The organism is Corynebacterium guaraldiae, from assembly GCF_053480195.1.
Genome location: NZ_JBRBAU010000018.1, coordinates 1 through 14,629, shown reverse-complemented (window position 1 = coordinate 14,629; position 14,629 = coordinate 1). Strand labels below are relative to the sequence as shown.

The 14,629-nt window shown below is 57.9% G+C and carries 13 protein-coding genes; all 13 read left to right on the top strand.

Features of this window, described 5'->3' with window-relative positions:
• Positions 1–13: 13 nt before the first annotated feature.
• The 13 genes from argB (at position 14) to tyrS (ending at position 14,133) form a co-directional block, all read left to right on the top strand.
• Positions 14–949: an acetylglutamate kinase gene (gene argB, locus ACUY3D_RS11660; protein WP_070685536.1), complete on the top strand. Its 936-nt coding sequence runs from the start codon at positions 14–16 to the stop codon at positions 947–949.
• The gene (locus ACUY3D_RS11655) at positions 946–2,124 is read left to right on the top strand and encodes an acetylornithine transaminase (RefSeq protein WP_448241149.1); all 1,179 of its coding nucleotides are present in this window, start codon (positions 946–948) and stop codon (positions 2,122–2,124) included. The genes argB and ACUY3D_RS11655 overlap by 4 nt, the downstream gene beginning before the upstream one ends.
• Complete coding sequence (argF, locus tag ACUY3D_RS11650; RefSeq protein ID WP_070563127.1) at positions 2,121–3,038, top strand: ornithine carbamoyltransferase; 918 nt, start codon at positions 2,121–2,123, stop codon at positions 3,036–3,038. Before ACUY3D_RS11655 ends, argF begins: the two co-directional genes overlap by 4 nt.
• Before the next feature lie 4 nt (positions 3,039–3,042).
• Positions 3,043–3,528: an arginine repressor gene (locus ACUY3D_RS11645; RefSeq protein WP_070529935.1), complete on the top strand. Its 486-nt coding sequence runs from the start codon at positions 3,043–3,045 to the stop codon at positions 3,526–3,528.
• A 74-nt stretch (positions 3,529–3,602) separates the two neighbouring features.
• Complete coding sequence (locus ACUY3D_RS11640; RefSeq protein WP_070685542.1) at positions 3,603–4,817, top strand: argininosuccinate synthase; 1,215 nt, start codon at positions 3,603–3,605, stop codon at positions 4,815–4,817.
• A gap of 26 nt (positions 4,818–4,843) precedes the next feature.
• A complete protein-coding gene (gene argH / locus ACUY3D_RS11635; RefSeq protein WP_070685545.1) occupies positions 4,844–6,268 on the top strand; it encodes an argininosuccinate lyase in 1,425 nt (474 codons plus the stop codon).
• Between the two features lie 305 nt (positions 6,269–6,573).
• The gene (locus ACUY3D_RS11630) at positions 6,574–8,001 is read left to right on the top strand and encodes an amino acid permease (protein ID WP_448241148.1); all 1,428 of its coding nucleotides are present in this window, start codon (positions 6,574–6,576) and stop codon (positions 7,999–8,001) included.
• Positions 8,002–8,027: 26 nt separating this feature from the next.
• Complete coding sequence (gene ocd, locus ACUY3D_RS11625; RefSeq protein WP_070685551.1) at positions 8,028–9,065, top strand: ornithine cyclodeaminase; 1,038 nt, start codon at positions 8,028–8,030, stop codon at positions 9,063–9,065.
• 173 nt (positions 9,066–9,238) lie between these two features.
• Complete coding sequence (locus tag ACUY3D_RS11620) at positions 9,239–10,393, top strand: hypothetical protein (RefSeq protein ID WP_070685554.1); 1,155 nt, start codon at positions 9,239–9,241, stop codon at positions 10,391–10,393.
• Complete coding sequence (locus ACUY3D_RS11615; protein WP_448241147.1) at positions 10,394–11,962, top strand: vWA domain-containing protein; 1,569 nt, start codon at positions 10,394–10,396, stop codon at positions 11,960–11,962.
• A gap of 36 nt (positions 11,963–11,998) precedes the next feature.
• Complete coding sequence (locus ACUY3D_RS11610; RefSeq protein ID WP_269948142.1) at positions 11,999–12,598, top strand: hypothetical protein; 600 nt, start codon at positions 11,999–12,001, stop codon at positions 12,596–12,598.
• Positions 12,599–12,609: 11 nt separating this feature from the next.
• The gene (locus ACUY3D_RS11605; RefSeq protein ID WP_070523125.1) at positions 12,610–12,798 is read left to right on the top strand and encodes a Trm112 family protein; all 189 of its coding nucleotides are present in this window, start codon (positions 12,610–12,612) and stop codon (positions 12,796–12,798) included.
• A gap of 75 nt (positions 12,799–12,873) precedes the next feature.
• Positions 12,874–14,133 (top strand): tyrosine--tRNA ligase, encoded by a 1,260-nt coding sequence (gene tyrS, locus ACUY3D_RS11600; RefSeq protein WP_070523122.1) that lies wholly within the window; start codon positions 12,874–12,876, stop codon positions 14,131–14,133.
• Positions 14,134–14,629 lie beyond the last annotated feature (496 nt).

Sequence of the window (14,629 nt, the reverse complement as noted above, 5' to 3'; positions counted from 1 at the left end):
GCAGGGAGGAAAGATGATTCAGGGACTCAGCAATGTAGACCGCGCCACTGTGCTCGCGGAAGCCTTGCCGTGGCTGCAGCACTACCGCGACAAGATCGTCGTCGTGAAGTACGGCGGCAACGCGATGGTGGATGACTCTCTCAAGGCCGCCTTCGCCGCTGACATGGTTTTCCTTCGCACCGTGGGCGCTAAGCCCGTGGTGGTGCACGGCGGGGGCCCGCAGATCAATGAGATGCTGGGCAAGCTGGGCATTGAAGGAGAATTCAAGGGTGGTTTCCGCGTGACCACCCCGGAAATCATGGACGTGGTCCGCATGGTTCTTTTCGGCCAGGTGGGGCGCGGTCTGGTGAACCTCATCAACTCCCACGGTCCCTACGCCGTGGGAACCTCCGGTGAGGACGCGGGTCTGTTTAAGGCCCGCAAACGGCTCGTTGACGTCGACGGCGAGCCCACCGATATCGGCATGGTGGGAGACATCGTCAGCGTCGATCCCTCCGCCGTCATGGACATCATTGAGGCTGGGCGCATTCCGGTGGTCTCGACCATCGCTCCCGGAAATGACGGCGAGGTCTACAACATCAACGCGGATATCGCCGCCGGTGCGCTGGCACGAGCACTGGGTGCTGAGTGCCTTGTCATCCTCACCAATGTGGAGGGCCTGTACACCGACTGGCCCAATCGCGATTCACTGGTGTCGAAAATTGAGGTCGACAAACTCAAAGGCCTGCTCCCAGGCCTGGATTCGGGCATGATTCCGAAGATGGAGTCCTGCCTTATGGCCGTCGAGGGCGGTGTGAGCGCTGCTCACGTCATCGACGGGCGTACCGCCCACGCTGTGCTACTAGAGCTGCTCACTACGGGCGGCATCGGCACGATGGTGCTGCCCAATGATTACAACCGTGAGGACTATCCAGAAGGAACGGTCTTCAGGAAGGACGATAACAAGTGACCGCGCAGACCACATTGACGCAACGCTGGGGGCAAGTGCTCAGCAACACCTACGGCACCCCACCCGTGGCCATCGTGTCCGGCAAGGGCGCCACGGTGACCGATGAAGACGGTAAAGAATACATCGATTTGCTCGCCGGCATTGCCGTGAACTCCCTGGGCTATGCCCACCCGGCCATCGTCGAGGCGGTTAGCGCCCAGGTGGCGACCGTTGGGCATGTCTCCAACCTCTTTGCCAGCAAACCCGTCGTCGAGGCTGCGGGCAAACTCCTGGAGAAGGTGGGGGATAGCGAGGCCCGTGTCTTTTTCTCAAACTCCGGGGCGGAAGCCAATGAGGCTGCCTTTAAGCTGGCACGCTTGACCGGCCGCCGCCGCATCCTCGCTGCGCACCACGGTTTCCATGGCAGGACGATGGGCTCTCTCGCCATGACCGGGCAACCTGCCAAGCGCAAGGCCTTCGAACCTTTCCCAGGCGGAGTGGAGTTCTATACCTACGGCGACATTGAATACTTGACCGCCTTGGTGGAGCAGAACCCAGAGGATACTGCCGCCATCATTCTGGAACCCATCCAAGGGGAGACCGGTGTGATTCCAGCGCCCGATGGATTCCTGCGCGCCGTGAGGGAACTCTGTACCAAGCACGGCATCCTCATGATTGTCGATGAGGTTCAAACTGGTGTGGGCCGCACCGGCGATTTCTTTGCCTTCCAACATGAGGGCGTTCTTCCAGACGTCATCACCATGGCTAAGGGCTTGGGCGCGGGTATGCCGATCGGCGCCACCATTGCCCGTGGACAGGCTAAGGATCTCTTCACCCCGGGTTCCCACGGCACGACGTTTGGCGGAAATCCCGTCTCCTGTGCGGCCGCCGCAACGGTGCTGGAGCTTGTCGACGACCCCTTCCTCGCCGACGTCGCCCGAAAGGGGGAGTGGCTGCGCAGTGAGGTGGCCAAAATCCCGGCGGTGCAGTCAGTCAGGGGCCGAGGGCTTATGCTAGGTGTTGTATTAAATAAATCGGTGGCTAAGGACGTTGTGGCTGCAGGCTTGGACCACGGTCTCATCCTCAACGCCCCAAGCAGCGAGGTCTTGCGCTTGACCCCGCCGTTGGTGATCACCGATGAGGAACTCACGCAAGCAATCGATCGCCTGCATAAGGTACTGGAGGAAATAGGATGAGCGTGCGCCATTTCTTGGCAGATGACGACCTCACACCGGAGGAACAAGCAGAGGTCTTGGACCTTGCCTTGAAGCTGAAGAAGGACCCCTTCTCCGAGCGTCCGCTGGAGGGCCCGAAGTCGGTCGCGGTTCTTTTTGACAAGACGTCGACGCGCACGCGATTCTCCTTCGAGGCGGGAATTGCTCACCTGGGCGGGCACGCCATCGTCACGGAGACAAAGTCCACGCAGATGGGCAAAGGCGAGACGTACCAGGACACCGCTGCTGTTCTCTCCCGGTTTGTCGAGGCAATTGTCTGGCGCACCTACGCGCACCAAAACCTGCTAGAGATGGCTGAAACCGCGACGGTACCCATCGTCAACGCTCTGTCCGATGACCTGCACCCGTGCCAGATCCTGGCGGATTTGGTGACCTGCCGCGAGAATTTTGGCGAGCTGACCGGCCTTAAGGCCGTCTACCTCGGCGATGGCAATAACAACATGGCCAACTCCTACATGCTGGGTTTTGCAACCGCGGGCATGGAGATGACGATTGTTGCGCCGGAAGGTTTCCAGCCGCAGCCGGAGTTTGTGGAACGCGCACGCAAGCGCGGCACGGTGACCGTGACCGATTCCCTCGACGGCGTCGACGGCGCCGATGTTGTCATCACCGATACGTGGGTGTCGATGGGCCAGGAAGATGATGGCAAGGACCGCCGGACCCCGTTCCTGCCTTACCAGGTCACCTCGGAAGTCATGGCGCGCGCCAAGGAAGGGGCAATCTTCCTGCATTGCCTTCCGGCTTATCGCGGCAATGAAGTGACTGCCGATGTGATTGATGGGCCGCAGTCCCGCGTCTTTGATGAGGCGGAGAACCGCCTCCACGCACAGAAGGCGCTACTCGTGTGGCTTCTTGCAGCTCAGGAGGAGAAGTAGACGAATGACGACGACCCCAACTACGCGCAATGCCCGCCAGGCCAAGATTCTGGAGATACTCGACCGCACTCGGGTCACGAGCCAAGTTCAGCTCTCTGAGCTTTTGCTTGATGAGGGAATTGACATCACGCAAGCTACGTTGTCGCGTGATCTCGACGAGCTGGGCGCTAAAAAGGTAAAACGCGATGGTGGCCGTTCTTTCTACGTTGTGGGCGGCGAGCTGGAGCAATTCGAAGACCAACTCAACGGTCCGCGTGAGAAGCTACGCCGCATGCTCGATGAGCTCGTGGTGTCGCATGACTACTCCGGCAATATTGCGATGTTGCGCACCCCCGCGGGTGCCGCGCAGTATTTGGCATCTTTCATCGACCGCGTGGGCTTGCCGGATGTCGTCGGTTGCATCGCGGGCGATGACACCATCTTCGTCCTCGCCCGTGAGGGATTAGGGGGCCGGGAGCTGGCGGAGAAGCTCACCAACCGCAGCATTTAACATTTATACGTAAGTCTGTATAATATAAATTAGTTCGATTCTTAGCACCTGTTTGTCTTAAAGGAGCAAATACTATGACTGCACGCGTTGTGCTTGCCTACTCTGGCGGTCTGGATACATCCGTCGCCATTCCCTACCTGGCCAAGATGACCGGTGGCGAGGTTATCGCCGTGTCCCTTGACCTGGGTCAGGGCGGCGAGGATATGGACTCCGTGCGTCAGCGCGCTCTTGACTGCGGTGCCGTCGAGTCCATCGTGGTTGACGCTAAGGATGAGTTCGCCGAAGAGTACTGCCTGCCCACCATCAAGGCGAACGGTATGTACATGAAGCAGTACCCACTGGTGTCTGCTATTTCCCGCCCGCTCATCGTCAAGCACCTGGTCGAGGCAGCCCAGGCGCACGGTGGTACTCACGTATCCCACGGCTGCACCGGCAAGGGTAATGACCAGGTGCGTTTCGAGGTTTCCTTCCGCGCGCTGGATCCCACCCTGGAAATCATTGCTCCCGCGCGTGACTATGCCTGGACCCGCGACAAGGCCATCGCCTTTGCCGAGGAAATCAACCTTCCCATCGAGCAGTCCGCTGCCTCCCCGTTCTCCATTGACCAGAATGTCTGGGGCCGCGCGGTAGAGACCGGCTTCCTGGAGGATCTGTGGAACCCGCCGACAAAGGATCTCTACGCCTACACCGAGCAGCCGGATCTGGGCAATGCTCCGGATGAGGTGACCATCACCTTCGATAAGGGTGTGCCCACCGCCATCGACGGCAAGCCGGTTACCGTCCTGCAGGCTATCGAGGAGCTCAACCGCCGTGCTGGTGCCCAGGGCATTGGCCGCCTCGACATGGTGGAAGACCGCCTGGTGGGTATTAAGTCCCGCGAGGTCTACGAGGCACCGGGCGCCATGGTGCTCATCAAGGCCCACGAGGCACTCGAAGATGTCACTGTGGAGCGCGAGTTGGCTCGCTACAAGCGCCTTACCGACGCCCGCTGGTCCGAGGAGGTCTACGACGGCCTCTGGTTCTCTCCGCTGAAGCGCTCGTTGGATGCCTTCACCGAGTCCACCCAGGAGAACGTCACCGGCGATATCCGCATGGTTCTGCATGCTGGTACCGCCACCGCAAATGGCCGCCGTTCGGGCCAGTCCCTGTACTCCTTCGACCTGGCCACTTATGACACCGGTGATACCTTCGACCAGACCGCTGCCAAGGGCTTTGTCCAGCTGCACGGCCTGTCGACGCAAATCTCCAACCAGCGTGACCGCGACGGCGGTTTCCCCACGGGCAAGTAGAACAACTAAGCCAAGGTAAGGAATCGATGCACAAGACCAATGAGGGTGCGCTGTGGGGCGGCCGCTTTTCGGGCGGCCCCTCCGAGGCGATGTTTGCCCTGTCCGTATCTACCCACTTCGACTGGGTGCTGGCGCCCTATGACGTGCTAGCCTCCAAGGCTCATGCCAAGGTTCTGCACAAGGCGGGCCTGCTTTCCGACGCCGACTTGGACACCATGCTCTCTGGACTCAGTGAGCTGGGGGAGAAGGTTGCCTCCGGCGAGTTTGGACCGCTGCCGACCGACGAGGACGTGCACGGGGCCATGGAACGCGGGCTTATCGACATAGTTGGCCCCGAGGTAGGCGGGCGCTTGCGTGCCGGCCGCTCCCGTAACGACCAGGTAGCCACCCTGTTCCGGATGTGGATTCGTGACGCCATTCGCGATATCGCACTCCAGGTCACTGACTTGGTGGAGGCCTTGGCTGGTCAAGCCGAAGCTCACCCGGATGCGATCATGCCGGGTAAGACCCACTCCCAGGCAGCGCAGCCGGTCTTGTTGGCACACGAACTACTCGCTCACGCGCAGCCGTTGCTGCGTGATATTGAGCGCCTCCAGGATCTGGATAAGCGCTTGGCTGTGTCACCTTATGGCTCGGGAGCGCTCGCCGGCTCTTCGCTGCACTTGGATCCGGAAGCCATTGCTGAGGAGCTCGGCTTTGATGCCTCCGCAGAGAACTCTCTCGATGGCACGGCAGCGCGTGACTTTGCTTCTGAAACGGCCTTCGTCCTTACTCAGATTGCCGTAGATATGTCCCGTCTCTCCGAGGAGATTATCTACTGGTGCACTCCAGAGTATGGCTACGTCACTCTGGACGATGCCTGGTCCACTGGTTCTTCTATCATGCCGCAAAAGAAGAATCCGGATGTTCCGGAGCTGACCCGTGGCAAGACGGGACGTCTCATCGGCAACCTCACAGGATTGCTCTCCACGTTGAAGGCGCAGCCTCTGGCTTACAACCGTGACCTACAGGAAGATAAGGAACCCATCGTGGATTCGGTGGCACAGCTCAACCTGCTGCTACCGGCTATGACCGGCCTTATTGAGACCCTGACCTTCCACGAAGATCGCATGCGCGAGCTCGCCCCCCGCGGCTTTACTTTGGCTACTGATTTGGCCGAGTGGATGGTGCGCCAGGGCGTTCCCTTCCGCGAAGCGCACGAGGCCTCCGGTGCTTGCGTGCAAATTGCGGAAGCTCGGGGTGTTGACTTGGTGGACCTCACGGATGAGGAGTTGGCGGGCGTCGATAAGCGCTTGCTCCCCGAGGTTCGTGAAGTTCTCACCATCGATGGGGCAGTGGCCTCACGTTCTACCAAGGGCGGCACCGCTGGTGTGCGTGTGGCGGAGCAGCGTGAAAAGGTTCGTGAGTGCGCTGCTGCCGCGCGGAAGTGGGCAGAAACTCCACTGCGCTAGTCTCAACAAGCTTTGTCACCGCATGGCCGCTTTCGGCCATGCGGTTCTTTTTGTGCGCGGGGGTAGGGGAGGCCGCTCGTTTTGGCTGCGTGTGTTTGTGCTGTGAAGCACTGTGGGGGGTGGATGGTGATGGGGGTCTCATTAGGTTGCTATAACGTTTCATTAGGGAATGTGAAGCAAAGGCACGTTCTTAACGCGGAAAGGACTATCTCCCTGATGACTGAACTACTTCGGCCACCGAACACGGAGTCGCACGAAAAGAGAAAGCGGTCTATGCCTCGGAAGATCACGGACTGCAGAAGGGGATGAGTAACCGCCAGCTGCAGATGATCGCCATCGGCTCAGCTATCGGCACCGGGCTCTTGCTCGGCACCGGTGGCCGGTTGCAAACGGCGGGGCCCTTCCTCGCTGTTTTGTATTTGGTGTGCGGATTCTTCGGCTATATCATCCTGCGCTCGCTCGGCGAACTCATCGTGTACCGCCCAAGCTCCGGCTCTTTCGTTTCTTATGCCCGTGAGTTCTACGGCGAGAAGACCGCTTTTGTCACCGGCTGGCTCTACTGGGGAAACTGGGCTGCCACCTTGGTCGCAGATGGCACGGCCGTGGCCATCTATATCAAATGGTTTGGTCAGTACACCTCGTGGTTAGACGCCGTCCCGCAGTGGGTGCTGGCCCTGGGCGTTGTGTGCAGCATCCTCTTGTTCAACATGCTCTCGGTAAAGATCTTTGGCGAGCTGGAGTATTGGTTCTCCATGATCAAGATCATCGCCCTCCTGGTCTTCATGGTGGTGGCCATCGGGGTGGTTATTCTGGGCCACCCCAACGGTGACCCCACCGGTTTTAGCCTTATTGCTGATGCCGGTGGTTGGCTTCCTAATGGCCTGTTGCCTGCAGTAATTGTCATCCAGGGCGTTGTCTTTGCCTATGCAGGCATCGAGTTGGTAGGTACCACGTCGGGTGAGACAAAGGACGTCGAAAAGCATATTCCGCGTGCGGTGAATAGTGTTCTATTCCGTATCGTGGTCTTCTATTTTGGCAGCGTGCTGCTGCTGACCCTGGTTTTGCCCTACACCACCTACGTCACAGAAGTATCGCCATTCGTGACCTTCTTTGAGTCACTTGGTGCAGGTTATGCTGCGCCTATCTTCCAGCTGGTGGTAATCACCGCTGCGATTTCCTCATTGAATGCCGGTCTGTATTCGACGGGCCGCATCATGTACAACATGTCTACTGCTGGCTCCGGGCCCAAATTCGGTGCCCGCATGTCCACATCTGGCGTTCCTTATGGAGGCATCGTGATGGCCGCCTTCGTCGGTCTCGCTGGTGTGTTTCTTAACTATGTGGTGCCCGAGATGGCGTTCGAAATCGTGTTGAATTTGGCCGCGCTGGGCACGTTGGCGTCGTGGGCCGCCGTGGCCATGTCGCACATCAAATTTGTGCACCTGGCAAAGAAGGGGCGCTATACCCGTCCAAATTATCGCTCGCCCTTCGGCCAAGCAGGTGATTGGTCTGTGCTTGCCTTCATCGCGGTGGTCATTATCCTTATGGCTTTTGACTACCCAATCGGAACCTTCGCTCTGGCCTCTACGCTGCTTCTCATTCCGGTGTTCGCTGCCATGTGGTTTGCCTGGCGTGAGCGTATCTACACCATCGCGGCGGAGAGGAAGGCCAAGCACCTTCCTACCTCGCGCTTCCCAGCCGCGCCGCAGACGGACCTTCACCCGAAGAACTAATACAAGAATCAAGATCGGAGATTGCAATGAACCATGCTGTCAAGTTCGTAGATGTAGAGAATATGGCGCGCTGGATACAGCGTGAGGGAGTAGAAAACATCATTATCGGAATGGTGGACTACCTTGAGGCGGACTACCGCGAATGGGAGCGATTCGACAAAATCGCACGCGTGGCTTCTCACACCCCGTTCGGCGTCATCGAACTCATGCCTACCTCCAATGGCAAGGAGTACTCCTTCAAGTACGTCAACGGTCATCCTTCGAACCCCGCACGTGGCTTTCAGACGGTAACTGCTTTTGGCGTGCTTGCTGACGTCGACAACGGTTACCCCACGTTCGAGGCCGAAATGACTTTGCTTACGGCACTGCGCACGGCGGCCACCTCCGCCATGGTGGCAAAGCACCTAGCCAGAAAAGACTCCAAGCGTATGGCCATGGTGGGGGCTGGCTCGCAGTCAGAGTTCCAGGCCCTTGCATTCCGCGGTGTAATGGGGATCGATGACATCGCTATTTATGACATTGACCCGAAGGCAGTAGAAAAGTTCCAGCGAAACTTGGAGCCATTGGGATTCAACATCACAGCCTGCTCAAGTGTTGATGAAGCCGTACAGGGCGCCGACATCATCACCACCTGCACGGCCGATAAAGCCCAGAACCAAATCCTGGCCGAGCATCACGTCGCGCCTGGCGTGCATCTCAATGCGGTCGGCGGTGACTGCCCGGGTAAGACCGAGCTTGAGAGCTCTATCTTGGACAAGTCCAAGGTCTTTGTTGAGTTCCCGGAACAGACGCGCATCGAGGGCGAGATTCAACAGAAGCCGGCAGACTTCCCAGTGGTCGAGTTCTATCAGGTACTTACTGGGCAGGCGACGGGCCGCGAAAGCGATGAACAAATCACGCTTTTCGACGATGTCGGATTCGCCATCAATGACTTTTCTGCCCTTCGCTACCTTCGTGATTCCGTAAGGGGTACTGATTTGGAGTCAGAGATCGATATCATTGCCAACCCGGAGGACCCTAAGGACCTCTTCTCTTTGGTCGCGAACGTGCCTTCGCTTCTTTAGCCCAATGGTCGGGACAGAGTCGCCGGGCTTTTCTCTGTCCCGCTGTGGCCGCATTGGTCTTTGCAGTTCCTATTGGGGCAATCGCTTTCGGGTAGCAACAGCGGGGGACTGCATCGGGGGTGCGTGATCGGTAAGTCGAGCACCATGGCGGAGTGCCTTTTATGATTTAGGTCATGAGTAGCGCACAGCCGGGTGGACGAAAGAAGTCAGTTATCGCAGCCCTCGCCTTCCTGGTTGTCGCTATCGTCTCCGTGGTCGTGGGGCGTGGCTGGATTTCGATGCCCAGCTTTAGCTTTCCCAGTTCGCCCTCCTCGCATCGCGACCTCCTCCACGTGAAGGGTGCCATCAGTCCGGAAGATGAGGAGTTTTTTAAAGCCGCGGAGCAGCAACAAGTATTTGCAGAGGTTGGCATCTCGGTGACGTATGACGTTTTCTCGCCCCAGGACTTGGTAGAGATTGCTAGCAGGCCCGACCCTGACTATGACTTCGTCATGCCCGTTGTGGATGGCGCGGCACGTGTTGCTGAGACCAAGGATAAATCCACGACCATCACTGGAGCTGACCCGCGCTCGGTCGTTGCATTCTCTACGCCGCTCATCGCACTGGTCTATACGGATTTGGTGGGCGATATGGAATCTCAAGGCTTGGTGGTTGACAACGGCGGTAACAAGTCCCTCGATCTTGCAAGACTGAACGAGATGTCAAAGGAAGGCACACGCTGGCGCGATATTAGCCCGTCTTTTGGATCTCCTCGCGTTGTCGATGTTGCGGTTCCCAGCCTCCGCGAATCCAATGCAGCGTTGCAGTATGCCGCCCTGATTCGTTCCGTCGGGGGAAGAGCAGGCGGTGATGATGTCATGCAGCGACTACTCGTCGGTCAAGGGCACGGAGAGGCTAGCACGCAGGGAATTTTTGATACCTACCTGCGTCTTGGGAAGGGCGAGATGCCCATGGTGTTGGCCACCGAAGCCGAGTACGTGGCCGAACTTTTAAAGCAATCAGATTCTGAGGGCAGCACGAAGCTCAAGGACTACACTCCTTTAGCCCTCGTCCCAGGGGCAATGCTGACCTCCACCGTCGTCCCGCAGACGGAGGAAGGTGATGCTTTCGCCGCCGCGGTGAGTGACCGTTCAATTCAAGGTGTTGCCGCGATGCAGGGATACCGCACGGAGCCGACCAGCATCTTCGACAAGCTGGTCGCCGACGTGGAGTACAGCCCTCTCCCTCTGCCAACTCAACAAAGTCCCACGTCTTGGCAAGACATTGAAGCCATTCAGCAAGAGCTGGGATTAATCACGGGAAACGAACTCCCGGAAAGGATGATGTGAATGTTGCGATCCCTGAAGGCATTCGTCGCCGTGTCGTGCATGATGACTCTTGCTGCTTGTTCCGCTGTCAGTGGAAACAGTTGGCTCGACGACTCAACCTCGAGCGAGCAAGAGCAAGACGGTGACCTGAAGATTGTCGCCGCAACGGAGCTTGCACCGCTGGAGCCGGTCCTGGAACAGGCCTCCGAGGAGCTCGGCTTTGATATCACCATGACCACGGAGTCAGGCACGTTGGAGAACTCCCGTTCGCTGCAACAAGGAACCTTTGACCGTCACTATGACGCCACGTGGTTCGCCACCAACCGCTACGCCCGCATCATTGGTGCCGATAGCAAGTTGGGAAAGGAATTCAGCGTCGCGCGCTCACCTGTGGCGTTGGGCGTGCATAAAGATATCGCACGCAAGCACGGATGGGACACCACGCAGCCGACCTGGCAGGAGATTTCAGATTCAGGTATCACCTTTGGGATGACCGACCCATCAACGTCGAACTCGGGTTTCTCCGCCTTGTCTGCGGCCACCACCGCTTTCGCGGACACTGGCCGAGCGCTAACGGAGGAGGATATCTACAAGGCTTCGGACAAGGTCCAAGACCTGTTTGGTAATCAGACGCTCACCTCTGGCTCCTCGGGATGGTTGGCGGATCGCTTCCGCGAGCATCCGGAGCAAGCGGACGCGATTATTAACTACGAATCCGTGCTCTATCAGCTCCAGGACGAAGGCGCAGACCTACAAGTAGTCATTCCTTCCGATGGTGTTATTTCCGCGGATTATCCACTCACGGCCCTTCATAGCTCCCCAGACGATGACGCAGAAGCTAAGGTACAGGCGCTGGCTGACTGGTTGCGTGATTCTCCCCAGCTGCTGAAGAGCTACCACCTGCGCGTGGACAATTCCGATCTGCCCGGCACCATGTTCGAGCTTCCTTATCCAGCTAACGAGAAGACTGCACAGGCGCTGGAGGCCGCATTCGCCCACGAGCTGCGCAAACCCGGCAACACGTCTCTTGTGTTGGATACCTCGGGTTCTATGGAAGGTGAGCGTATCGAGCTTCTCAAGAGCAGTTTGCGCCCGCTTATCGACGGCTCTGCGGACGGCAATACCGCAGAACAAGGCCAGGTTGCTTTCCGTAACCGCGAGCAAATCAAGCTCATGCCGTACTCGTCCGAACCTCAGCCAGTGACCCGCGCTGTGATGGATACCGAAAACATGGGCTCGGTCAAAGAACTGGCGGATCGAGTAGAGGATTTGCAGGCCGACGGAGAAACCGCCACGTTCGATTCAGTGCTTAAAGCCTTTGATGAGCTGAGCGCTGGCGACGGCGATATTGGCACCGTGGTGCTCATGACCGACGGTGAGGTCACTCGCGGCCGAACCTTTGCTCAGTTTAAGGAGGCGTATGAACAGCTCCCACCGGATAAGAAGGATATCCCGGTGTTCGTCATCTTGTACGGTGAAGCCAATGTTCAAGAGATGGAGGAGCTAGCCCAACTCACCGGCGGTAAAACCTTCAACGCCATCGACGGTGATCTGGCCGGGGCCTTCGAAGAAATTCGCGCTTATCAGTAAAACACTATTCTCCATTGTCAAGGAAGGCAGGCATCCATGGACTACGTAACCCCTCGCAAGGTAATTGCCGCAGTTGTAGTGACGGTGCTCGTCGCTGCCTTGCACTTCCTCACTGGCGGCGGCCTGGGATTCCTTTGGCCTATCGTGGCGGCCAGCTGCGGCGCGGCAGCCGGATTCCTCATCCCGCCGGAGAAGCGACACAGGGAACTGCCTGCACCACCGGTGTCTGAGGCGGGACGGCTGACCACAAGCCTGAACAGAACTCGCTGCAGCCTGTACCACCGAGACATTCCGGCGCCCGTAGATCGCGCGTGGACGGAGTTCGACGCCTCGGCAACGTGGGTGCTCAACAACTGGGACAGGCTCGATGATGCCCCAAGTCAGCAGTCCCTTGTCCGCGACATGATTGAGGAGCACTCGAGCAGTTTGGTGAAGTCCTATTTGGAGGTAACGGAACTCGACGAGCCCGCAGCGGTCAAAGAGGTGACTGAGGCGCTGGGGATACTCAATCGAGAGATGACGGAGATTCGTGACGCCATTGTCCAGAACTCGGTCCGTGGCCTGCAGGATCACTCCATGGCGCTGAAGCTGCAATTTGGTGGGACCACTCCTTCTGCAGATTCCAAGGAGGTGTAGGGTTGGCGGGTATGAGTCTTGATCCGAAGCTGCTCGACATTTTGGTGTGTCCGCAGGACAAGGGCCCGCTGAACTACCTGGAAGAAGAACAGGTACTGGTCAATGACCGGCTAGGGGTGGCCTATCCCATTGAAAACGGTATTCCTGTCATGCTGGCCGATCACGCAACACCGTGGCCGCCAACTGACGACGATGCCTAAGACGCATCCCGCGAATTTAGTGGTCTTTGCGAACACTTATCCCGTCCAGCCGGAATCGAAGTAAAAGGAGCCTCCATGAACATCATTGATGAGCTGCAGTGGCGCGGCCTCATTAACCAGTCCACAGATCTCGACGCCCTCCGCGCGGCTTGCGAGGAACCCATCACTCTATATTGCGGTTTCGACCCCACGGGTGACTCCTTGCACGCGGGCCACTTGGTGCCGATGATTATGCTGCGCCGTTTTCAAAAGGCCGGGCATCACCCAATCGCCCTCGCTGGTGGCGCTACGGGGCAAATCGGCGACCCGCGGGATGTGGGGGAGCGCTCCATGCTTTCGCAGGAGACCATCAACGAGAATATGGTGGCTATCAAGAAGCAGCTGCGCCAGTTCATTGACTTCGAGGGTGAGAACGCGGCGACCATGGTCAATAACGCGGACTGGACTTCTCAGATGTCTGTCATTGACTTCCTGCGCGACGTGGGAAAGAACTTTTCTTTGAATACGATGCTGGACCGTGACACGGTCAAGCGTCGCTTGGAGTCCGACGGAATTTCGTACACTGAGTTCTCCTACATGCTGCTCCAGTCCAACGACTACGTGCACCTGCACAACGAGCTGAATTGTGTCCTGCAGATCGGCGGTGGCGACCAGTGGGGTAACATCGTATCTGGCGTGGATCTCAACCGACGTGTCAACGGTGCGAAGGTTCACGGCCTTACCGTTCCGTTGGTTACGGACGCCCAGGGCCAGAAGTTCGGTAAATCCACCGGTGGCGGAAAGCTGTGGTTGGATCCGGAGAAAACGTCCCCGTACGCGTGGTACCAGTACTTCCTAAACGCTGGCGACTCTGTGGTCATCGATTACCTGCGTTGGTTCACCTTCCTTGATCAGGAAGAGATTGCTTCCTACGAACAGAAGGTCGCGGACGAGCCATTCCGTCGTGAAGCGCAGCGCCGGTTGGCCCAGGAGATGACCACATTGGTGCACGGTGAAGAGGCTACGAAGGCTGTGGAGCTAGCAGCGCAGGCACTGTTCGGCAAAGCTGAGCTCACTGATTTGGACGAAAATACCCTGGCTGGTGCCTTGTCTGAGACCACTGTGGCAGAGATTTCCGCAGGGGAGCCGCGAACCATTGTTGATTTGTTGGTTGCCGCTGGCTTGGCCGATTCGAAGGGCGCTGCCCGACGCACCATCAAGGAAGGTGGCGCGTACGTCAACAACAAACGCATTGAGTCTGATGAGTGGGAGCCGGACGCTACGGATCTGCTTCACGGTTCGTGGCTTGTTCTGCGACGAGGAAAGAAGAACTTCGCCGGTGCCAAGCTCAGCTAACAACCGGTCTTCTTAGTCGGAGCAGACTATGCCTATCCCGCCGCCTTGTGCGGCGGGATTCGTCGTTTTCTGTACATGCGATTCACAACCGGGATAAGAACTGCTCGAAAAAGCATGAATACCTGGGGATTTGTTGTTTGTTTGGGGTGTGCGTATATTTATCGAAGTCGCCGCGAGACGCTGGTGACACGGAGATTAACTCCCAGTTGACAAGGTTTAAACTTGTTTACTAGAGTGTGAACTCCAGCCGCTCAAGACGGTGAATGATAAACATTCATTGCGCTGAGTGTGCGGATGATGTCTGAGAACTCAATAGTGTGCCAATGTACTTTTTGTGTTGGTTGGTTTTATTCATTGTGGCTGTGATATGCCGTATGCGTATCACGGTTGGTGTATGCCGGATGGCGCTTTTCCTTTAGCGGCGTCATTGTAAATAACATAAGTTGTTTGGGCGTAAATGATTTAAAATCTTCTGACTTAGGCCAGCCTCCTGTAT